This window comes from Methylobacterium sp. UNC300MFChir4.1, from assembly GCF_900110155.1.
In the GTDB taxonomy this organism is placed as follows: domain Bacteria; phylum Pseudomonadota; class Alphaproteobacteria; order Rhizobiales; family Beijerinckiaceae; genus Methylobacterium.
In genome coordinates this window covers 63,513-84,148 of the sequence record NZ_FOCS01000012.1, presented here as the reverse complement: position 1 = coordinate 84,148, position 20,636 = coordinate 63,513, and the positions used below count along the sequence as shown (strand labels likewise).

The 20,636-nt window shown below is 73.4% G+C and carries 21 protein-coding genes; 11 read left to right on the top strand and 10 right to left on the bottom strand.

What is annotated here, in order from left to right:
- Positions 1-204 precede the first annotated feature (204 nt).
- Positions 205-1,185, bottom strand: coding sequence for an ornithine carbamoyltransferase (gene argF / locus BMY19_RS17265; RefSeq protein ID WP_100252408.1), 981 nt, complete (start codon positions 1,183-1,185; stop codon positions 205-207).
- A gap of 168 nt (positions 1,186-1,353) precedes the next feature.
- Positions 1,354-2,544, bottom strand: a complete 1,191-nt coding sequence (locus BMY19_RS17260; RefSeq protein WP_100252455.1) for an aspartate aminotransferase family protein — start codon at positions 2,542-2,544, stop codon at positions 1,354-1,356.
- Between the two features lie 327 nt (positions 2,545-2,871).
- Between BMY19_RS17260 and BMY19_RS17255 the strand changes: the two genes are divergently transcribed.
- The 6 genes from BMY19_RS17255 to BMY19_RS17230 all read left to right on the top strand — a co-directional run bounded on the left by BMY19_RS17255 (position 2,872) and on the right by BMY19_RS17230 (position 8,250).
- On the top strand, positions 2,872-3,345 hold the full coding sequence (locus tag BMY19_RS17255) for a RidA family protein (protein WP_020094162.1): 474 nt from the start codon (positions 2,872-2,874) through the stop codon (positions 3,343-3,345).
- Positions 3,346-3,347: 2 nt separating this feature from the next.
- A complete protein-coding gene (locus BMY19_RS17250; protein ID WP_100252407.1) occupies positions 3,348-4,097 on the top strand; it encodes a glycerophosphodiester phosphodiesterase family protein in 750 nt (249 codons plus the stop codon).
- 42 nt (positions 4,098-4,139) lie between these two features.
- Positions 4,140-4,574 carry a lysozyme inhibitor LprI family protein gene (locus tag BMY19_RS17245; protein WP_100252406.1) on the top strand — a complete coding sequence of 145 codons (435 nt, stop codon included), beginning with the start codon at positions 4,140-4,142 and terminating at the stop codon, positions 4,572-4,574.
- Positions 4,575-4,751: 177 nt separating this feature from the next.
- Positions 4,752-6,032, top strand: coding sequence for a GNAT family N-acetyltransferase (locus tag BMY19_RS17240; protein WP_100252405.1), 1,281 nt, complete (start codon positions 4,752-4,754; stop codon positions 6,030-6,032).
- Positions 6,029-7,189, top strand: a complete 1,161-nt coding sequence (locus BMY19_RS17235; RefSeq protein ID WP_100252404.1) for a M20 aminoacylase family protein — start codon at positions 6,029-6,031, stop codon at positions 7,187-7,189. Before BMY19_RS17240 ends, BMY19_RS17235 begins: the two co-directional genes overlap by 4 nt.
- A gap of 470 nt (positions 7,190-7,659) precedes the next feature.
- Positions 7,660-8,250, top strand: coding sequence for a PAS domain-containing protein (locus BMY19_RS17230; RefSeq protein WP_100252403.1), 591 nt, complete (start codon positions 7,660-7,662; stop codon positions 8,248-8,250).
- Positions 8,251-8,299: 49 nt separating this feature from the next.
- Here the strand turns inward: BMY19_RS17230 and BMY19_RS17225 are convergent, their stop codons facing one another.
- From BMY19_RS17225 to modC, 3 genes are all read right to left on the bottom strand, one after another.
- Positions 8,300-9,937: a TadG family pilus assembly protein gene (locus BMY19_RS17225; protein ID WP_100252402.1), complete on the bottom strand. Its 1,638-nt coding sequence runs from the start codon at positions 9,935-9,937 to the stop codon at positions 8,300-8,302.
- Positions 9,934-10,374, bottom strand: a complete 441-nt coding sequence (locus BMY19_RS17220) for a TadE family protein (RefSeq protein ID WP_234082799.1) — start codon at positions 10,372-10,374, stop codon at positions 9,934-9,936. Before BMY19_RS17220 ends, BMY19_RS17225 begins: the two co-directional genes overlap by 4 nt.
- 178 nt (positions 10,375-10,552) lie before the next feature.
- Positions 10,553-11,656 carry a molybdenum ABC transporter ATP-binding protein gene (gene modC / locus BMY19_RS17215; RefSeq protein WP_100252401.1) on the bottom strand — a complete coding sequence of 368 codons (1,104 nt, stop codon included), beginning with the start codon at positions 11,654-11,656 and terminating at the stop codon, positions 10,553-10,555.
- Between the two features lie 62 nt (positions 11,657-11,718).
- On the opposite strand from modC, the gene BMY19_RS17210 reads away from it, so the two are divergent.
- Positions 11,719-12,375, top strand: a complete 657-nt coding sequence (locus tag BMY19_RS17210; RefSeq protein ID WP_100252400.1) for a glutathione S-transferase — start codon at positions 11,719-11,721, stop codon at positions 12,373-12,375.
- Positions 12,376-12,405: 30 nt separating this feature from the next.
- On the opposite strand, the gene modB is transcribed toward BMY19_RS17210, so the two are convergent.
- The 4 genes from modB to BMY19_RS30930 all read right to left on the bottom strand — a co-directional run bounded on the left by modB (position 12,406) and on the right by BMY19_RS30930 (position 14,535).
- The gene (gene modB, locus BMY19_RS17205) at positions 12,406-13,098 is read right to left on the bottom strand and encodes a molybdate ABC transporter permease subunit (protein ID WP_100252399.1); all 693 of its coding nucleotides are present in this window, start codon (positions 13,096-13,098) and stop codon (positions 12,406-12,408) included.
- A 15-nt stretch (positions 13,099-13,113) separates the two neighbouring features.
- Complete coding sequence (gene modA, locus BMY19_RS17200; protein ID WP_100252398.1) at positions 13,114-13,929, bottom strand: molybdate ABC transporter substrate-binding protein; 816 nt, start codon at positions 13,927-13,929, stop codon at positions 13,114-13,116.
- A 108-nt stretch (positions 13,930-14,037) separates the two neighbouring features.
- Positions 14,038-14,178, bottom strand: coding sequence for a hypothetical protein (locus BMY19_RS17195; RefSeq protein ID WP_234082796.1), 141 nt, complete (start codon positions 14,176-14,178; stop codon positions 14,038-14,040).
- Positions 14,179-14,391: 213 nt separating this feature from the next.
- Positions 14,392-14,535, bottom strand: coding sequence for a hypothetical protein (locus BMY19_RS30930; protein ID WP_170862986.1), 144 nt, complete (start codon positions 14,533-14,535; stop codon positions 14,392-14,394).
- Between the two features lie 291 nt (positions 14,536-14,826).
- Here BMY19_RS30930 and BMY19_RS17190 point away from each other — a divergent pair, with 291 nt between their 5' ends.
- Together BMY19_RS17190 and BMY19_RS17185 are read left to right on the top strand one after the other, a co-directional pair.
- Complete coding sequence (locus BMY19_RS17190; RefSeq protein ID WP_091681114.1) at positions 14,827-15,747, top strand: 50S ribosomal protein L11 methyltransferase; 921 nt, start codon at positions 14,827-14,829, stop codon at positions 15,745-15,747.
- A 50-nt stretch (positions 15,748-15,797) separates the two neighbouring features.
- Positions 15,798-15,986, top strand: coding sequence for a ribosome modulation factor (locus BMY19_RS17185; RefSeq protein WP_091979170.1), 189 nt, complete (start codon positions 15,798-15,800; stop codon positions 15,984-15,986).
- Here BMY19_RS17185 and BMY19_RS17180 read toward each other — a convergent pair whose 3' ends face one another.
- On the bottom strand, positions 15,987-16,241 hold the full coding sequence (locus BMY19_RS17180; RefSeq protein ID WP_056534027.1) for a hypothetical protein: 255 nt from the start codon (positions 16,239-16,241) through the stop codon (positions 15,987-15,989). It lies immediately after the preceding gene.
- A gap of 138 nt (positions 16,242-16,379) precedes the next feature.
- Here BMY19_RS17180 and BMY19_RS17175 point away from each other — a divergent pair, with 138 nt between their 5' ends.
- On the top strand, positions 16,380-18,218 hold the full coding sequence (locus BMY19_RS17175; RefSeq protein WP_100252397.1) for an aminopeptidase P family protein: 1,839 nt from the start codon (positions 16,380-16,382) through the stop codon (positions 18,216-18,218).
- Positions 18,219-18,355: 137 nt separating this feature from the next.
- The gene (locus BMY19_RS17170) at positions 18,356-20,524 is read left to right on the top strand and encodes a protein-disulfide reductase DsbD family protein (protein WP_170862985.1); all 2,169 of its coding nucleotides are present in this window, start codon (positions 18,356-18,358) and stop codon (positions 20,522-20,524) included.
- Positions 20,525-20,636 lie beyond the last annotated feature (112 nt).

Sequence of the window (20,636 nt, the reverse complement as noted above, 5' to 3'; positions counted from 1 at the left end):
GTGAGGCGATGACCTTGGCGGAGCGATCGGATCCCTCACCCCGTCCAGCCCGGAGCGGGAGCGGCGGCGCAGCGCGCTCCGTTCGTCGCCGGGATGCCGCCTTCCGGCGGCCGTGATGGGGAGACGGGCAGCACGGGCCGCCCGCTCACGCCTATATGGTGCGCCGACCCCGCGAGCGCGAGGCCGGACAGTATGAGTGCGGGATCAGAGCCCGCTGGCGCCGAGGCACCAGGCCAGGATGCCCTTCTGCGCGTGCAGGCGGTTCTCGGCCTCGTCGAACACCACGGAGCGCGGGCCGTCCATCACCTCGGCCGTCACCTCCTCGCCGCGGTGGGCCGGGAGGCAGTGCATGAAGATCGCGCCCGGATTCGCCGCCGCCATCAGCTTGTCGTTGACCTGATAGGGGCTGAGCAGGTTGTGGCGGTGCGCCTCGTCGTCGTCGCCCATCGACACCCAGCAATCGGTGACCACGGCATCGACGCCGTCGACGGCCGCGAAGGCGTCGGTGGTGACGTGGACGTCGGCGCCCTCCTGCTGCGCCCAGGCGAGGAGCGCCGGCGGCGGCGCGAGCTCCGGCGGGCTCGCGACGTTGAGCGTGAAGTCGAACCGGGCGGCGGCGTGGACCCAGCTCGCCAGCACGTTGTTCGCGTCGCCCGACCACGCGACCTTGCGGCCGCGGATCGGCCCGCGATGCTCCTCGAAGGTCAGCACGTCGGCCATGATCTGGCACGGGTGGGAGACCTTGGTCAGGGCGTTGATCACCGGGACGGTGGCGTACTCGGCCAGCTCCAGCATCTGACCGTGGTCGAGGATACGGATCATGATCGCGTCGACGAAGCGCGAGAGCACCTGCGCGGTGTCGCCGATGGTCTCGCCGCGGCCGAGCTGCATCTCGGAGCCGGTGAGCATCAGGGTCTCGCCGCCGAGCTCGCGCATCGCCACGTCGAAGGAGACACGGGTGCGGGTCGAGGGCCGGTCGAACACCATGGCGAGGGTCTTGCCGGTGAGCGGGCGTTCGGCCGCCAGCTCGCCCTTGCGGCGGCGCGCCTTGATGGCGGCGCTGGCATCGAGGACCCGGCGCAGCTCCGCACCGGAGAAATCCTTGAGGTCGAGGAAATGACGAGGGCCGGCACCGTTCAGGTGCCTGGCCGGGGCCTGTGCCCGGCCGTCAAATTGGGCTTTCATCGCGTCACAATCACTAGAGTCTGCTCACCGATCACCTGATCATGAACCGCACTCTACCTCCTGGCAGGGGCATCTCCGTCACGCGCGGCGGGATCGACCGCGCCCGGAAATGCTTCGGGCCGCCCTCCGGGGTCCGGGGGGCGGTGTTCTCAATCGCGCGGATCGATCCTACTCGGCCGCGCCGCGCACGGCCTCGAAGCCGGACGCCGCCGCGTCCAGGCGGCGGACCGCCTCGTCGATCTCGGCCTCGCCGATGGTCAGCGGCGGCAGCAGGCGGACGATGTTGTCGCCCGCCGGGATCACCAGCAGGTGCGCGTCCCGCGCGGCGGCGGCGAAGTCGGTGTTCGGCACGCCGAGCTTGAGGCCGAGCATCAGCCCCTCGCCGCGGATCTCCTGGATGACGTGCGGGTGGCGGTCGCGCAGGGCCGCGAGCTTCTGCTTGAGCAGCAGGCCGGAGCGGGCGACGCGCGCGAGGAAGCCCTCCTCCAGCACGACGTCCAGCACGGCGTTGCCCACCGCCATGGCGAGCGGGTTGCCGCCGAAGGTGGTGCCGTGCGTGCCGGCCGTCATGCCGCGCGCGGCCTCGCGGGTCGCGAGGCAGGCGCCCAGCGGGAAGCCGCCGCCGATGCCCTTGGCCACGCTCATGATGTCCGGGGTGATGCCGGACCATTCGTGCGCGAACAGCCGCCCGGTGCGGCCGACGCCGGTCTGGACCTCGTCCATGATCAGCAGGAGGCCGTTGGCGTCGCAGATCTCGCGCAGCCGGCGCAGGTCCGCGTGGGGGATCTCCCGCACGCCGCACTCGCCCTGGATCGGCTCGATCATCAGCGCCGCCGTCTCCGGCCCGATCACCGCCTCCAGCGCCGCCCAGTCGCCGGCCGGGACCTGGTCGAAGCCCTCGACCTTCGGCCCGAAGCCCTCGATGTACTTCTGCTGGCCGCCAGCCGCGAGCGTCGCCAGCGTCCGCCCGTGGAAGGCGCCCGCGAAGGTGACGATCCGGTAGCGCTCCGGCTGCCCGCCGGCCGCGTGGTACTTGCGGGCGATCTTGATCGCCGCCTCGTTCGCCTCGGCGCCCGAGTTGCAGAAGAACACCACGTCCGCGAAGGTCGCGTCGACGAGGCGCTGCCCGAGGCGCTCGCCGCCCGGGATCTGGAACAGGTTCGAGGTGTGCCAGATCTTGCCCGCCTGCTCGGTCAGCGCGCCGACGAGGTGCGGGTGCGCGTGGCCGAGGCCGTTCACCGCGATGCCGGCGCCGAAGTCGAGATATCGCTCCCCACCCTCCGTCACGAGCCAGGCGCCCTCGCCGCGCTCGAAAGCGAGCGGCGCGCGGACGTAGGTCGGCAGAAGGGCTGACGTCACGGGTCCCATCTCCGTTTCACGCAGGATCCCGGAGCGAGCGTTGAGCCGGCTCCAAATGAAAGTGCCGCCTCAGTCCTGGGCGGCACGCGCGCGATTACTATGAAAGAGCCGGCGCCTGTCAACGTTTCAGTGCCCGGCGGGCCCGACGGGCAGCCCTGCGCGCGGCACCGATAGAGCCGATCCTGACGGCGAATCTGCGGCGGGCCCGTCCCGGATCACCGGAGAATCGCGGGGCCGCGATCCCGGCCTTCGCGGCGGCGGCCCTTGCGCCGCGGGGGGCGGCCGTGCTCCTGCTCCCGCGGATTCGCAGGAACCTGGGAGAACCCGATGAGCTCGATCAAGGAACGCCTGGCGGCGCTGGGCCTGACGCTGCCGAAGGCGGCGGCGCCGGTCGCCAATTACGTGCCGTTCGTGCGCGCCGGCAACCTCGTGGTGATCTCCGGCCAGGTCTGCTTCGGCGCGGACGGCGCCATCGCGGCCGAGCACAAGGGCAAGGTCGGCGGCAACGTCTCGGCCGAGGCCGGCAAGGCGGCCGCGCGCCTCTGCGCCCTCAACGTGCTCGCCCAGCTCGAGGCCGCGGTGGGCGACCTCGACCGCGCGGTGGTCCAGTGCGTGCGGCTCGGCGGCTTCATCAACGCGGCGCCGGGCTTCTCGGCCGTGGCTGGGGTGATGAACGGTGCTTCCGACCTGATGGTCGAGCTCCTCGCCGACCGCGGGCGCCACGCGCGCTCCACCGTCGGCGTGGCCGAGCTGCCCCTCGACGCCGCCGTCGAGGTCGAGGCGATGTTCGAGGTCCGCTGACTGTGGCCGCCCCCGACTGGCTCACCGCGCGGCCGATCGCCCATCGCGGCCTGCACGACCGCGCGGCGGGCCGGCCGGAGAACACGCTGGCGGCGGCCCGGGCGGCCGTCGCGGGCGGCTTCGCCATCGAGTGCGATGTCCAGCTCAGCGCCGACGGCGAGGCGATGGTCTTCCACGACGCCGCGCTCGGGCGCCTGACCGGGGCGAGCGCGGCTCTGGCCGACCGGTCGGCCGCCGAACTCGGGACGCTCGCCGTCGCCGGGTCCGCGGAGACGATCCCGACGCTGCCGGCCTTCCTGGCGGCGGTGGCCGGGGCGGTGCCGGTGGTGATCGAGGTGAAGTCCCGCTACGACGGCGACCTGCGGCTCGCGACCCGCGCCGCCGAAGTGGCCGCCGCCTATGACGGGCCGGTGGCGCTGAAATCCTTCGACCCGCAGGTGGTCGCGGCCCTGCGCGACCTCTGCCCCGCCGCGATCCCGCGGGGCATCGTGGCGGAGACGACGCAGGACGACCCGGTCTACGCGGCGCTGACCCCCTCGCTCCGCCGGTCCCTCTCCGACCTGCTGCACCTCGCCGAGACGCGGCCCGACTTCCTGTCCTGGCGGGTGGACGACCTGCCCTGCGCGCCGACCTACCTCTGCCGGCTGCTCGGTCAGGTCCCCGTCATGACCTGGACGGTCCGGAATGCGGAGCAGCGCGCCCGCGCGGCCGCGCACGCGGACCAGATGGTGTTCGAGGGCTTCGTCCCGTAAATTTTCCTACGCCCTGTCCGATTCTGTCCGACCAAGATCGCCATGACCGCTTCGAGTGACGCGCGCGCCCGCTTCGCGCGGCTCTGCGGGGGCCTCGCCCTCGCCGCGACCCTGCTCTGCCCGGCGCCCGCTCCGGCGGCCGACCCGTGCGCGGGCACGACCCAGGCGGATCTCAACGCCTGCGCGGCTGCCGATTACCGGGCCGCCGACACGGCGCTGAACGCCGTCTACGGGCAGCTGATGAAGAAGATCGGCCCGAAGACGAAGGACGCCCTGCGGGGCGCCCAGAAGGCCTGGCTGTCGTACCGGGACGCGACCTGCTTCCTCGAGACCATGGGCCTCGACGGGGGCTCGGCCTACGCGATGGAGTACAACGGCTGCCTGAAGGGGCTGACCGACGCGCGGATCAAGGTCCTGAAGGGATACCTCGACTGCAAGGCGGACGACGTGTCGTGCGTCGGCCGCCTCGGCGAGTGAGCGCGGGCCACGACGGCGCCGTCCGGTTCGGAGCGCGCGCGCGTCGCCGCGCGCCGTCCTGGAGGCCGCGCGAAAGCGCGGGGCGGGTGACGTCGGCGGCCGTCTGACAACGCTGCCATGGTCGCCGCGCGCATCCGCCCGCTTGCCCCCGGCCGGTCAGGGGCTAGAGTCCGGCCCATGAAGCAAGCACCCGGGCCGACGCCGGAGACCGCCGCACTGACCGTGCGGGCGCTTCCCGGATTGAAGGAGATCGGCGCGGCGGAATGGGATGCCTGCGCCTTCTCGCCCGAGACCCTGGCGGCGGGCGACGAGACCCACAACCCCTTCCTGTCGCACGCTTTCCTGTCGGCGCTGGAGGATTCGGGCTGCGTCTCGCGCAGGACCGGCTGGCTGCCGCTCCACGTCTCGGTCGAGCGCGACGGCGTCCGCCTCGGCGTCGCGCCCTGCTACCTGAAATCGCACAGCCAGGGCGAGTACGTCTTCGACCACGGCTGGGCCGACGCCTACGAGCGGGCCGGCGGCGCCTACTACCCCAAGCTCCAGGTCAGCGTGCCGTTCACGCCGGTGACCGGGCCGCGCTTCCTGATCGCCCCGGGGGCCGATCCCGATGAGGCCACGGCCGGCCTCGTCGCGGGCCTGCGGGCCCTGCGGGGCGAGACCAAGGCCTCCTCGATCCACGTCACCTTCATGCGCGAGCCGGAGTGGGAGCGGGCCGGCGCGGCCGGCTTCCTGCAGCGCACCGACCAGCAGTTCCACTGGCAGAACGACGGCTACGCGACCTTCGACGACTTCCTGTCCGCCCTCGCCTCCCGCAAGCGCAAGACCATCCGCAAGGAGCGCCGCGACGCCCTGGCGCCGGGCATCACCGTGGAGCACCTGACCGGCGCGGCCATCACCGAGGCCCACTGGGACGCGTTCTACGCCTTCTACATGGACACGGGCTCGCGGAAGTGGGGGCGGCCCTACCTCAACCGCCGGTTCTTCTCGCTCCTGTCCGAGCGCATGGCCGACCGGGTGCTCCTCGTGATGGCGAAGCGCGGGGACGCCTACATCGCGGGGGCGATCAACCTCATCGGCGATACCGCGCTCTACGGGCGCAACTGGGGCTGCATCGAGGACCACCCCTTCCTGCATTTCGAGATCTGCTACTATCAGGCGATCGACTTCGCGATCGCCCGGGGCCTGAAGCGGGTCGAGGCGGGTGCCCAGGGCGAGCACAAGCTCGCCCGCGGCTACCGGCCGGTCCTGATGCACTCGGCCCACGACATCGCCGACCCGGCGCTGCGCCGCGCGGTGGCCGATTACTTGCAGCGGGAGCGCGCCCACGTCGCCGAGGCGGTCGACGTTCTCGACACGCTGACGCCGTTCCGGCGCGCGGACGCGGGCGACGCCCGCGACGGCGCGCCGCCGTCCGAACCCTCTCCCAACACGTCCCCCCCCGAGAGTGCCGAGTCATGAGCCCGATCGACCGCATCCAGACCTACGCCGACGAGCTGACGGCCCTGCGCCGCGACCTGCACGCCCATCCGGAGCTCGGCTTCGAGGAGGTGCGCACTGCCGGCATCGTGGCCGACCTCCTCGAGACGTTCGGCTGCGAGGTGCATCGCGGCGTCGGCGGCACCGGGGTGGTGGGCCTGCTCAAGGGCCGCACCGACAACGGCAAGCGCATCGGGCTGCGCGCCGACATGGACGCGCTGCCCATCGAGGAGGAGACCAACCTTCCCTATCGCTCGACCTACGCGGGCAAGATGCACGCCTGCGGCCATGACGGGCACACGACCATGCTGGTCGGCGCGGCGCGCTACCTCGCCGAGACCCGCGATTTCGACGGCACCGCGGTGTTCGTGTTCCAGCCGGCCGAGGAGGGCCGCGGCGGCGCCCGGGCCATGCTGAAGGACGGCCTGTTCGAGCGCTTCCCCTGCGACGAGATCTACGGCCTGCACAACCAGCCCGGCGGCGGCCACGGCATGATCAAGCTTCGGCCGGGGCCGATCATGGCGGCGGCGGACTTCTTCGACATCCACATCCGCGGCAAGGGCATCCACGCCGCCCAGCCGCACCGGGGCGTCGACCCGATCATCATCGCCACCGGCCTCGCCCAGGCGCTCCAGTCGATCGTGTCGCGCAACGCCGACCCGCTGAAGTCCATCGTCCTGTCGATCACCCGGATCGAGGCGGGCTCCGCCTACAACGTGATCCCCGAGACGGCCCATCTCGCCGGCACGATCCGCACCTTCGACAAGGAGATCCGGGCGCTCGCCGGAACCCGCATGCGCGAGCTGGCGGCCGGCTTCGGCGCGGCCTACGGCGCCGAGGTCACGGTCGACCTGCAGGACGTGTTCTCCGTCCTGGAGAACGCCCCCGCGCAGGCGGCCGCCGCCACGGAGGTCGCCACCGAGCTCCTGGGCGCCGACAAGGTCGAGTCGAACGTCGTGCCCAAGATGGGCAGCGAGGACTTCGCCGACATGACCATGGCGGTCCCCGGCGCCTATGTCTGGCTCGGCGCCAATCCGGGGCCCGGCCTGCACAATGCCGGCTACAACTTCGACGACTCGATCATCCCGATCGGCAGCGCCTTCCTGGCGCGGATGGTCGAGCGCCGCACCGCGGCATGACGCCGGGCGCCGTCCCCGCCCTCCGGGACTTTCCGGATGGCGGGCGATGTCGCCGCGCGAGCCCGTCCGGCCGTCGACAGCGCGGCCGGCCGGTGCGAATCCTGACGGAACTCGCCCGCGAGCCAACGCGGGCCGCGAAGGGAGGGCGCCATGTCACCGGAGATGCGGGAATCGCGCGCGGCGCTCATCCTGCTCGCCGCCTCGGTGGGGGCGGTCCTGATTTTCGGCGCCTTCACGCTGCTCACGCAGCTCGGCTGAGGCGCGACCGCGATTGCAACCTGAGCGGGTCGATCCCGGCCCCGATCGGCGCGGCCCGGCGGCCCGACGATCGGGATTCCGCCGTCCGCGCAGGGGAATGCCGTTGATGCTTCACGGGCTATCGAGTTGAGTTAACTGCTCATTAATTCCATCAGCGGTTGTATGTCTCCGACGAAGGCGGGCACGGTGCGCGCTGGAACCGGAGTTCGCCCATGATGGCCGACGCAATCCAGGGCCCCCGCCCTCGGCCGGTCGACCTCTCGTCCGCCCTCGACGCCTCCGGGATCATCGGCGCGTGGTCGTGGTCGCCGCGCGCCGAGCGGTGCGTCCTCGATGCCGGCGCCGCCGAGGTGCTGGCGGGGGATGCCGGGCTCGCCGGGCGCCCCCTCCCGCTCTCGGTCGCCAAGGCCTGCGTCCATCCCGAGGATCGGCCGGCCGTGGTGCGGCAGTTCAAGGCTCTGCGCGAGCGCGGCGGCCTGTTCGTGGCCGAGTACCGGACGCTGTCGCCCTCGGGGCAGGTCCGCCGGATCCTCGATCGCGGCCGGATCCCGCCGGGCGCCTCGAGCCGGCGCCTCGGGCACGGTGTCATCATCGACGTGACCGACGAGCCGTCGGCGACGCGCGCGATGCCCGAGCCCGCGGACGCGCTCACCCAGGCGGTCGACCGCGCTCTCGAATGCCGCGACGCCCTGGAGGGGGTGGCGGATTCCGAGCTTCAACTCCTGATCGACATGCTGCTGCTGCACCTCGGACGGCGCATCGCCAAGGCCTCCACGACTGGTGCGCGCCGCGGCGGCCACTGAGCGGGGCTGCCGCGTCCTGTCGGGGCTCTGCCGGGCCGTCCGGCCCGGCTCACTGCACCAGCACGGCCTGGTTGCAGAGGGTGCCGTCGACCTCGAGGTCGGCGTAGCCCAGACGCAGGCCGAGGCTGCGCAGGACGGTGTCGAGCACGAGGTCGACACCCGGCGTCACGGTGCCCAGGGCGGTCGTCAGGGTCGACTGGATCAGCGGCGGCACGCCGACGTCGCCGACGCTCAGCACGAGATTGCGCAGCAGGCTGCCGGTGAGCGACTGGGTCAGGTTGCCCGAGGCGACCGTGCGCACCGTGTGGTTGGCGATGTCCGCGTCCGAGAACACGAGGGTCTGCGACCCGGTGCCGAGCGTCGCCAGGGCGCGCCCGGAGACGGTGATCCCGAGCACCGTGACCAGGGGCGCGGGCTGCGACAGGTCGGGGCTCGCGCTGCCCCCGTTGATCGCGGTGCGCGGCACCTGCGCGATCGCCAGCGTCGCCAGTCCCGTCTGCGCGTCGAGGGTGACCTTGCGTCCGCCGGACCCGGCGCAGCTGAGCGACCGCAGGGTCGCCTGCGCCGGTGCCACCTCCGCGTAGACCGGCAGGGTGATGGTTCCGAGCCCGAGCGCCGTGACGGTGGTCTCGATCAGCAGCCGGGTCTGCGCCGTCTGCACGGTGGCGTTCCGGCTGCCCGGCCGGACCCAGCCGGAGCTGCGCTTGCGCTCTCCGATCGCCAGGGTCAGGCGGGTCGAGAGCAGGCCGGGCACCGTGGCTCCGAGATCGATCGCCACCTGATTCTGGCCGTTCGCCAGGGAGGCGGCCGCGCCCAGCAGGTTCAGCACGTTGAGCGAGGGGCCGGCGAAGCCCCGCGGCGGCGCCAGCGCGGCGGCGTCGCCGAGCCCGTCCACTTGGCCGATCGCGACGAGGTTTCCGGCATTCGGCAGGGCGTTGAGGATCCCCGACAGGGCCGACACCGCGCTGCCGTTGTCCGCCGCGGCGACCCGGAGCGCCATCAGCATCTGACCGACGCTGGCATTCGCCTGAACGATGTCGGTGTAGTTCGCGGCCTGCATGTTGAGGCTCGCCCCGAGGGCGTCGAGGACGCGCAGCCCGTCGACGCGGGCGCTGGCCAGGGCATCGTAGTCGCTGACGCTGAGCGACAGCTTGGCGCCGAGCAGCGCGCCGAGCAGGGCGTTGGCGATGCCGCCGTCGAGCTTCAGCGTGCCGGACCCGATCGTGAAGGCGGCGAATTGCGCGCTCGCGGCGGTGCCGGTCACCCGCAGCGGCACCGCGGCGGGCAGGCCGATCGCCCGGCCGAAGGTCACCGGGACCGAGGTCGCGAGGCCGACCCGCACCGCGTTCGCCGGGCTGCCGCCGGCGCTGAACCGGCCGCCCGGGGCGACGCCCTTGGTGCTCGCGTCGTAGCTGCCGGGCGCGACCGTGGCGGTCGCCGCGCCGTAGCCGTTGTCGCCGAGGGAGCGGCGGGCGACCGTGTCGGCCTGGCTCGGATCGACGGCCGCCAGCATGGCGGCGATGTCCACCGCCCCCTGCGCCTTGCGCCGCGCCTGGAAGACCAGGCCGAGATCGATCCCGACCGCGCCCGCCCCCATCAGCATCGCGCTGCCGAGCGCCACCAGAATCGCGACGTTGCCGCCGCGTGCGGCCCTGAAGCGATGCAGGCGCCCGCCCCGGCCGATCACAGGCCGCCCTTCCGGACGCTGACGGTGCTGCGCAGCACGGTCGGGAGCATCGGCAGCAGGCGCGCGAAGGCGTTGATGCCGAGCGTGTTGGCGTCGAGGGTGACGGTGACCGTGTACACCGTCGCGTCGCTGGGATCCGGCCCGACCTGCACGACGATGCTGCCCGGCCGGAACATCGCGCCGGCGCTCAGGCTCCGGTTCACCATGGACTGGGCGAGGTTCGCGCGCTCGGCATCCGTGACGCCGGCCACGGAGGCGCGGGCCGCCTCGGCGGCGATCTGGCGGAGATTGTGTGCGGCGCCGAGGCAGATCCCGAACACCGCGATCCCGGCGAAGAGCAGGAACAGCACGGGTGCCACGAGGGCGAACTCCACCGCGGAACTGCCGCGCCGGCAGGTCCACCCGTTCGGCGCGCTCCGCCGGCGCAAGCGCCGCATGCCCATCGCATCGCCCTCCGCGACTCGCGCAGCACGACCACTGCACGATCCATCGTGGCGGCGATGTTCTAACTAATGGTTGTTTTAATGCTCAATTTTACAACCAAAGCGAGTGGTTCGCGCCCCGGGTGCGCCTCCCGGGCTCGACCGGCTCGTCGCGCCGAGCCGTGTCGCGGTCTCAGATTTCCCGCGGCGGCCGCAGCAGGCCGATCCCCGCCGGATCGAAGGACGCGCTCTTGACGATGGCGTGGACCTCGCGCCCCGGGGCGAGGCCGAGTTCGCGGACGGCCGCGCCGGTCACGCGCGCCACGAGACGGGCGCCGTTGCAGTCGATCTCCACCGCCGTCTCGGCGCCCGCGGCCGTCAAGCCGCAGATCCGGCCGGCCAGCACGTTGCGGGCGCTGAGGCCGCGGGGAGGCTCGGTGGCGACGAGCACGTCGCGGGCGGGGATGCGCACCCGCAGCCGCGTCCCGGCCGGGCGCGACAGGCCCGGCACCAGCAGGCTCCCGGCGGCGCCCGTCAGGCGCGTGAGCCCGGTGGCGGCGTCGAGGGCCTCGACGACCATGTCGAGGAGCGCGCCGGCCTCGGCCTCGTGGATCGGCACGAGATCGGCGCGGCGCAGGATCGTCTCCGCGGGGCCGGCGGCGGCCACCCGCCCGGCCTCCAGCACGATCACCGTGTTGGCGAGCCGGGCCACCTCGGAGACGGCGTGGCTGACGTAGAGGATCGGCACGCCGGCCTCGTCGCGCAGGCGCTCGATGTAGGGAAGGATCTCGGCCTTGCGGGCCTCGTCCAGGGCCGCGAGGGGCTCGTCCATCAGCAGGAGGCGCGGCCTCGCCAGCAGCGCTCGGCCGATCGCCACCCGCTGGCGCTCGCCGCCCGAGAGACCGGCGGGCCGCCGGTCGAGGAGATGGTCGATGCCGAGCAGGTCGGTCACGGCCGCGAAGGCCGCCGGGTCGGCGCGGCGCCGCGCGAAGACCCGGCCGTAGCCGAGATTGGTCCGGACGCTGAGATGCGGGAACAGCCGCGCGTCCTGGAACACCACGCCGACCTGGCGCCGGTGCGACGGCAGCACCAGGCCGGACGCGGTGTCGACCCACGGGGTGCCGCCGACGACGATCCGGCCCCGGTCCGGCCGCGCGAGGCCGGCGATCAGGTCGATCAGCGTGGTCTTCCCCGAGCCCGAGCGCCCGAACAGGGCGGTCAGCCCCGGCCCGGCCTCGAAGGCGGCCGCGAGCGCGAAGGTGCCGCGCCGGAGCTGGACGTCGACCTGGATGCTCACGCGGACAGACTCGCGTAACAGGAGCCCCGGCGCGTCCCGGCGCCGGCCCGGACTTGCCCGCGATGATCACGGTCCACCACCTCGAGAACAGCCGCTCGCAGCGCGTGCTCTGGCTGCTGGAGGAACTGGAGCTGCCCTACCGCGTGATCCGCCACGCCCGCGATCCGCGGACCCTGCGCGCGCCCGCCGAACTCCTGGCCGTCCACCCGCTGGGCAAGGCGCCGGTGATCACCGACGGCGGGACGGTGGTCGCCGAGACCGGCGCGATCGTCGCCTACGTGACGGATCTGGCCGGCGCGCGGCTGGTGCCCGGGCCCGGGACGGAGGAGCGGCGGCGCTACGTCTACTGGTCGCACTACGCCGAGGGTTCGGCGATGCCGCCGCTGCTGCTGAAGCTGGTCTTCGGGCGGCTGGCGCCGGGCAGTCCCTGGCCGCTGCGGCCCCTCGTCCGGCGGATCGCCGACACGGTGCTGCGGGGCTTCGTCGATCCGGACCTGCGCCGGCACGCGGCCTTCTGGGAGACGGAACTCGCCGGCCGCCCGTATTTCTGCGGCGCCGATTTCACCGCGGCCGACATCCTGATGAGCTTCCCGCTGGAGGCCTTCGCGGCGCGCGGCACGGGCGCGGGCCCGCGCGTCGCGGACTGGCTCGCGCGCATCCATGCCCGTCCGGCCTACCAGAGGGCGCTGCAGCAGGGCGGGCCCTACGCGTATGCCTGAGCGGGCGTCCCGCCCCGGATCGGTCGCCATTCAGCCCGCCCCCAGGCGCCGACCGGCCCGCCGCGCCAGGAATTCCGACACCAGCAGCGCCGCGACCGACAGCGCGATCGAGATCAGGGTGAGGCGCAGGGCCGGCCCCTCCCCGCCCGGAACCTGCGTCAGCGTGTAGATCGCCGACGGCAGGGTCTGGGTCTCGCCCGGGATGTTCGAGACGAACGTGATGGTCGCGCCGAACTCCCCCATCGCCTTGGCGAAGGCCAGCACGGCGCCCGCGAGGCACCCGGGCAGGCTGAGGGGCAGCGTGATCGTCAGGAACACCGCGAAGGGGTTCGCGCCCAGCGTCCCGGCCGCCTGCTCCAGGCGCCGGTCCACGGCCTCGATCGACAGCCGCATCGCCCGCACCATGAGCGGGAAGCCCATCACCGCGCAGGCCAGCGCTGCCCCGGTCCAGCGGAAGGAGAAGACCACGCCGATCTCGGCGAGGGGCGCGCCGAGCGGGCCGCGCCGGCCGAAGGCCAGCAGCAGCAGGTAGCCGGTCACGACCGGGGGCAGGATCAGCGGCAGGTGGACCAGCCCGTCCAGCAGGGCGCGGCCGGGAAACCGGCGCCGCGCCAGCAGCCACGCCACGGCGAGGCCGGGCACGAGGCTCGCGAGCGTCGCCATCGTCGCCACCCGCAGGCTCAGGCCGACGGCGGTCCACTCGTCCGGCGTGAGCCCGAGCAAGGGGGCGGCGCGCCGCTACTGGCTGGCGCCGGGCTGCGCGACCACCGTGAAGCCCTGGCGCTCGAAGGAGCCCCGGGCCTCCGGGCCGCGCAGGTAGCCGAGCAGCGTCCCGGCATCCGGGTTGCGCGACTCCCGGGTCACCGCCGCCGGATAGACGATCGGCGGGTGGCTGTCGGCCGGGAAGGTCGCCACAACGTGGACGCTCGGGTCCGCGGCCGCGTCGGTGGCGTAGACGATGCCGAGCGGCGCCTCGCCCCGGGCGACCAGCAGGAGGGCGGCGCGCACGTTCTCGGCCTGGGCGACCTGCCCCTTCACGGCGTCCCAGGCGCCGAGCTTCTCCAGGGCGGCCTTGCCGTACTTGCCGGCGGGAACGGCGTCGATCGTCGCCATCGCCAGCCGCCCGCCGCCGAGGATCCGCGTCAGCGTGGTGCCGAGGTTCGGCGCCAGGGCCACCTGCGGATCCGCGGCGCTGTCCTTCGGCCCCGGGGCGATCAGCACCAGGGCGTTGCGCAGGAAGTCGATCCGCGAGCCGGCCTTCAGCAGCCCGGCCCGGTCGACGTAATCCATCCACGCGAGGTCGGCCGAGATGAACAGGTCCGCCGGCGCCCCCGCCTCGATCTGCTTCGCGAGGGCGTTCGAGCCGGCGTAGGAGATCCGCGCGGTCTTGCCGGTCGCCTTCGTCCAGGCTGCCGCGGCGTCGTCGAGGGCGTTCTTGAGGCTCGCGGCCGCGAACACGACGACCGGCTCGTCCGCCCGCGCGGCCCTGTCGGTCGGCGCGAGAACCAGCGCCGCGAGCGCGCAGGCGACCAGGATCCGTCGAGGCAGGGGCATCACGCAGATCTCTCCGGTCGCGACCCGCTATATACGGCGGGGAACGACGGGGATCATAGGCGCGCGCGGGCGGTCGGCCAAGGCCCGGCCGACCCGGGTGACCGCGCGTCAGCCGAGCTTGGCCTCCGGCCGGTCCTTGGGCTCGGCTTCGGCCCGGTGGAGGCGGCTCAGCAGGACGAGGAGATGGCCCGGGAGCGGCCCGTCCGGTGCGGGACCGCCGAAGATCCGCTCGCGTGGTCGGGCAGGCACGGCCGCACCGTTGACGACCACGGGCCCGCGGGGGCCGGAACGCCGGGACTTGGTCACGCTGTACGCACCCTGCTCAATCGTGATTCACGTAAAAAGCCGGCAAAAACGCCGCGCAAGTCGGCCAGTTCCGCAGCTGCCGTACATCATTTGGTTAACGCGCGAACAGCCTGCCTCATTCCTGGGCGCCCGCTCGCGCGAATCGGTGTCGCGCCGTCACCAGGTCCGGATGTCGTGCCGCTCGGTCGGGCGCGCCTCCGGCATGCCGTTCATGCCGTTCGCGACCAGCAAGGCCCAGAGCGTGGCGGTGCCCGCGGTCACGGCCGCGAAGGCGATGCTGATGAGGAGAGGCGCGGTCATGGCAGCACGATCGTCTGTCAAAACAGGCGCGCCGCTCCGGGAAGTGCGGCGCGCCCGAGTTGAGGGTCCGGCCTTGGGTAAGCCGAGATTGTTTAAGCACACGTGATGGCTGTGGACACTGGTTTGAGTCGCGCAGAAGATAAGTATTGGCGCTTGTGACCGTCCGGCAACAACGGGCGGAGTCGCCGGTCCGCTCCGCCGCCCTGCCCCGCGGCCTCACCCTTGCCGGGCCCGGATTTTTTCGCGCCAGCCCCTGGGCTGCGGCGCGCCCCGGCGTTACAGCCGGGCACCATGCTCGAAGGCCTGCCGCCCCATCGCCCGTCCCACGTCCTGCGTCTGCTGACCGACGAACGCTCGGCCCGCGCGATGACCGACCTCCTCGGCGAGATGTTCGATCCCACGGAGACCGCGGTGGCGGCCTTCGAGGACGAGGACGGGCGCACGTGGCGGCTTGAGGCCTACTTCGCGGACGCGCCCGACGAGGAGTACGTCCGCGAGCTGATCCGCCCGGTCATCGGCGACGCGGCCGACGCGGCGGAGTTCCGCACGATCGACCAGCAGGACTGGGTGCGCGCGTCGCTGGAGGGCCTGAAGCCGGTCCGGGCCGGCCGCTTCCTCGTGCACGGCTCGCACGACCGCGACTCGGTCCGGGGCAACGATCTGGCCATCGAGATCGAGGCCGCCCTTGCCTTCGGGACCGGGCATCACGGAACGACGCTGGGCTGCCTCCGCGCCCTGGTCTCGGAACTCAAGCGCCGGCGCCCGGTCCACGTCCTCGATGTCGGCACGGGAACCGGGATCCTCGCCTTCGCGGCCGCCAAGGCCCTGCGGCAGCCTGTGGTGGCCGGCGACCTCGACGCGGAGGCCGTACGCACGGCCCGCGAGAACGCCCGCGCCAACGGGCTCGGCCCCTATCTCAAGCTCTACGAGGGGCCCGGGGTCCGCCACCGCCTCGCCGACCGGCCGCGCCATTTCGATCTCGTCTTCGCCAACATCCTGGCCCGGCCACTCAGGCTCCTGGCGCCGACCCTGGCGCGGGTCGTCGCCACCGAGGGTGTGTTGGTCCTGTCCGGCCTGATCGAGCGCGACGTGCCGGGCGTGCTCTCCGCCTACCGTCTCCAGGGCTTCTCCCTCGTGCGGCGCGGCGTGATCGAGGGGTGGGTCGCCCTGGTCCTGACGCGCGGCGGCGCGGCGCAGCGTCCGCGGCGCTGACCCGCGCGGCATCGCCCCGAACTCCACGCGCGCCGGCGTGTTGTCCGGCCATGAGCCAGACGTCGCTCCACGATCCGCCCGCTGACCCCATCGCCGAGGGCGCTCGCGCCCGGGCGCAGGGGCGGCCCAAGGATGCCTGCCCCTATCCGGCCGACTCGCCCGCGCGCCGGGCTTGGATCGAGGGCTACGATGGGGCACCCGCGGACCGGGCGCCGGACCTGCCGATCACGAACGGCTGATCAGCGCGCGGTGCGCAGCCGGCCCGGCCGGTCAGGCGCGCCCGCGGTCTCGGCCGGCGACCCCGGTGCGTCCGCCTGCGACACCGGCGCGCCGAGCGCCGCCATCAGCGCGCGCAGGCCGTCGATCCACTCTTCGAGTTCGGCGAGCGAATCGAAGCCGTCGCGGCGGACGACCGTGTCGGGCTCGATCGTCACGACGGCGTCGAAGCGGCCGTCGGGTCTGTCGCTGATCCGGTAGTAAACGCGGCGTGGCATGTCTGAGTAATAAGCGAGAATCCGCGGCGTGATAAGATTGCTAACGATCTTTAAGCACCGCAACCGACCTCCGACCAACCTCTTTCTCATGACAACAGGGTGTTGCGACGCGGGAGCGGCGGGCGCTAGGCTCGCCACATGACCGAGACCCGTCCGTCCCGACAGCGCCAGCGCTTCCAGAGCTTCGACGACCCGAGCCACCGGAAGGGCGCCGAGCGGATCGAGGCCCTCCGGGCGGCGCTGCGTGAGACCGGACTCGACGGCTTCGTCGTGCCGCGGGCCGACGAGCACCAGTCGGAATACGTTCCCGCCGACGCCGAGCGGCTGGCCTGGCTCACGGGCTTCACCGGCTCGGCCGGCACGGCCGTGATCCTGATGGAGTCCGCGGCGCTGGTCGTCGACGGGCGCTACACCCTGCAGGCGCCCGAGCAGGTCGATACCGGCCTCGTCACGGTGGTGCCGCTCGCCGAATCGACGCCGGAGGCCTGGGTCGGGGCCAACCTGCGGCGGGATCAGGTGCTCGGCTACGATCCCTGGCTGCACACCCCGGACGGTCTGGCGCGCCTGGAGCGGGCCGTGACCCGCGCCGGCGGGACCGTGCGGGCGGTGCCGAACCTCGTCGACGCGGTCTGGGCCGGTCGGCCGCGGCCGCCGGCCGGTCCGGTGGTGGTCCATCCCGACGCGCTGTGCGGCGAGGGGGCCGCCGACAAGCTCGCCCGGATCCGGGCGGCGCTCGCCGAGGGCGGCTGCGATGCCCTGGTGATCTCCGACCCGCACAACCTGGCCTGGGCCTTCAACCTGCGCGGGTCCGACGTCGCCCACACGCCCCTGGCGCTGGGTTACGCCATCCTGCCGCGCGAGGGACGGGCCCGGCTGTACCTCGTCTCTCCGAACGTCGATCCGGCCCTGCGGGCGGAACTCGCGCCGATCGCCGAGATCCTGCCGCGGGCGGACCTGGACGACGGGCTGGCATCCCTGGCGGGCGCGCGCGTCCGCCTCGACGCCGCGACCGGCGCCGTCGCCCTGAAGGAGAAGATCGAGGCTGCCGGCGGCACGGCCGATGTCGGCAAGGACCCGATCACCGGCATGAAGGCGGTCAAGAACGCCGCCGAGATCGCGGGCGCCCGCGCCGCCCATGTCCGGGACGGGGCGAGTGTCGCGCGCTTCCTCGCCTGGCTCGACGGTGCGGCCGTGGCCGGCGGCCTCACCGAGATCGCCGCCGTCGAGGCCCTGGAGGATTTCCGGGCCGCCGGCGGCGACCTGCGCGAGGTCTCGTTCCCCACGATCTCGGGTTCCGGACCGAACGGCGCGATCGTCCACTACCGGGTGAGCCGCGCCACGGACCGGGCGGTCCAGTCGGGCGAGCTGTTCCTGATCGATTCGGGAGCGCAGTACCCGGACGGCACCACCGACATCACCCGGACGGTCGCGGTCGGTGCGCCGAGCCCGGAGATGCGCGACCGGTTCACGCGGGTGCTGAAGGGGCACGTCGCCATCGCCCGGGCGGTGTTCCCGGTCGGCACGACCGGCGCCCAGATCGACGCCTTCGCGCGGGCACCGCTCTGGCAGGCGGGCCTCGACTTCGACCACGGCACCGGTCACGGCGTCGGCGCCTTCCTGTCGGTGCACGAGGGGCCGCAGCGGATCGCCAAGACCGGCACGGTGGCGCTCGAGCCCGGCATGATCCTGTCGAACGAGCCGGGCTACTACGCCCGCGGCGCCTACGGCATCCGGATCGAGAACCTCGTCCTGGTCGAGGCCCGCGCGATCGCGGGCGGGGAGCGCCCGATGCTCGGCTTCGAGACGCTGACGCTCGCTCCCTACGACCGCCGGCTGATCCGGCCGGACCTGCTCGAACCCGGGGAGCGGGCCTGGATCGACGCCTATCATGCGAGGGTCCGCGAGACCCTGGCGCCCGGGCTCGACACCGCGACGCGCGACTGGCTCGAGCGGGCGACGGCGCCGCTCGAGGGGTGAGCCGGCCGCAGGGGATCCCGAACGCGGTCCGTGGTAAGACCCGACGCCATGGTAAGACCGGACGCCATGGAAACGCCCGCGCCGAGCCCGACACGCCGCGCGTGAAACCGCGACCGCCCCGCGCGCGAAGGGACAGCATGATCCGCCGCCTCGCCCTCCTGATCCTGGCCGTCGCCGCGAGTTTCTCGGCCGCCGCGGCGCAGGGGTTCCCGCAGGGCTTCCGCACGCCCGCGGATCTCGTGCGCGCGAGCCTCGTGGCCGAGCCCGCCGCGGTCGCCGGCGCGCAGCCCTTCACGCTGGCGGTGCGGATGCAGGTCAAGCCCGGCTGGCACGTCTACTGGCGCAACCCGGGCGATTCCGGCCTGCCCCCGGAGGTGACCTGGACCCTGCCGGCCGGCTTCAACGCCGGCGCGATCCGGTGGCCGGCGCCGGAGCGCATCCCGATCGCGACCCTCATGAACTACGGCTACGAGGGCGAGGTCACGCTCCTCGTCCCGGTGACGCCGCCGCCGAGCCTCGACCCGGCCGACCCGGTGCGGATCCAGGCCAAGCTGACTTACCTCGTCTGCGAGACCGAGTGCGTGCCCGGCTCGGCCGATCTCGCCCTGACCCTGCCGGTCGGCAACGCCGAGCCGGACCCGGCCAACGCCGCGCTGTTCGCGCGCGCCCGCGCTGCGCTCCCCGTGCCGGCGCTCTGGCCCCTGAGCCTGTCGAGCCAGGGCGACACCCTGCGCCTCGATTTCGCCGCGGCCGGCCTCAAGCCCGAGGCGGTCCGGAACGCCGCGTACTTCCCCTACGCCGAGACGGCGATCGACAACGCCGCCGCGCAGGTGATGAGCGTCGACGGGACCGGCCTGCACCTGACCCTCGCCCGGAGCAGCCCGACCGACCCGGTGCCCGCCGCGCTGCCCGGCGTCCTGACGGTCGAGGCGGTCGACGCCGCCGGGACCCGCCGGCTCGCCTTCGCGTACGGCGACGAGCCGGTGCTCCCGGCCGCCGCGGCGCCGGCCGCGACCGCGCCGCCCGCGACCGCGCCGGCCGCCGCCGACTTCGACGCGCTGACGCTGGCGACCGCCGCGGCCTTCGCCTTCCTCGGCGGCCTGATCCTCAACCTGATGCCCTGCGTCTTCCCGGTCCTGTCGATCAAGGTGCTCGGCCTCGTGCGGCACGCGGGCGAGGGGCCGGCCCGGCTGCGGCTCCACGGCCTCGCCTACACGGCCGGCGTCCTGGCGAGCTTCCTGGCGCTCGCCGCCGCGTTGATCGGCCTGAAGAGCGGCGGGGCCGCGATCGGCTGGGGGTTCCAGCTCCAGTCGCCCGCCATCGTGGCGGGGCTCGCCTACCTGCTGTTCGCGATGGGCCTGAGCCTCTCGGGCGCGGTCCATGTCGGCGGCCGGCTCGCCGGCCTCGGCGACGGCCTCACCCGGCGCGGCGGCCTGAGCGGCTCGTTCTTCACCGGCGTGCTCGCGACCCTGGTGGCGACGCCCTGCACGGCGCCGTTCATGGGCTCGGCGGTGGGCTTCGCGCTGACCCAGAGCGCCGGCGTGGCGCTCGCCGTCTTCGCGAGCCTCGGCCTCGGCCTCGCCCTGCCCTTCCTGCTCCTGACCCTCTGGCCGCCGGCCCTGCGGGCGCTGCCGCGGCCGGGCGCCTGGATGGAGACCCTCAAGCAGGTGCTGGCCTTCCCGGTCTACGCCACCGTTGCGTGGCTGATCTGGGTGCTGGCGCAGCAGGTCGACCCGCGCGGGCTGCTGGCGGCGCTGATCGGCCTCGTCCTCGTGGGCTTCGCCGCCTGGGCCTGGGAGCACGGCCGCGCCGCCCCGCCGCGGGCCGGCCGGGTCGCGCAGGCCGCCGCGGCGCTGGCGCTGATCGCCGTCGGGGCCCTCGCCGTCACCCTGCCCCGGGACCGCGCCGCGCCGGCCGCGCAGGCCGCCGCCGACGGGATCGAGCCGTTCACGCAGGCGCGCCTCGACGCCCTGGTCGACGCGCACCGCCCCGTCTTCGTGGACATGACCGCCGCGTGGTGCATCACCTGCGCGGTCAACGAGGCGACCTCGCTCAACACCAAGGCCGTGCGGGCCGCGATGGCCGAGCGCGGCGTGACCTACATGAAGGGCGACTGGACCAACCAGAACCCCGAGATCACCCGCCTCCTGGAGAAGCACGGGCGCAGCGGCGTCCCGCTCTACCTGCTCTATACCGGGACGGGAGAGCCCCAGGTGCTGCCGCAGATCCTCACCGAGGGGACGGTCCTGGCGGCGCTGGAGGCGGTGCCGGCCGCCTCGGGCCGGAGCGCGGCGCTGGCGCGCTGAGTCCCTGGAGACCGGGACGCGCGAATCTTCGCGGGCCCGTCCCACCGTCTTTGCGAGCGGAGCGAAGCAACCCAGCAGCGCCGCGCTCACAGGCGTCCCGCCGCCCTGGGTC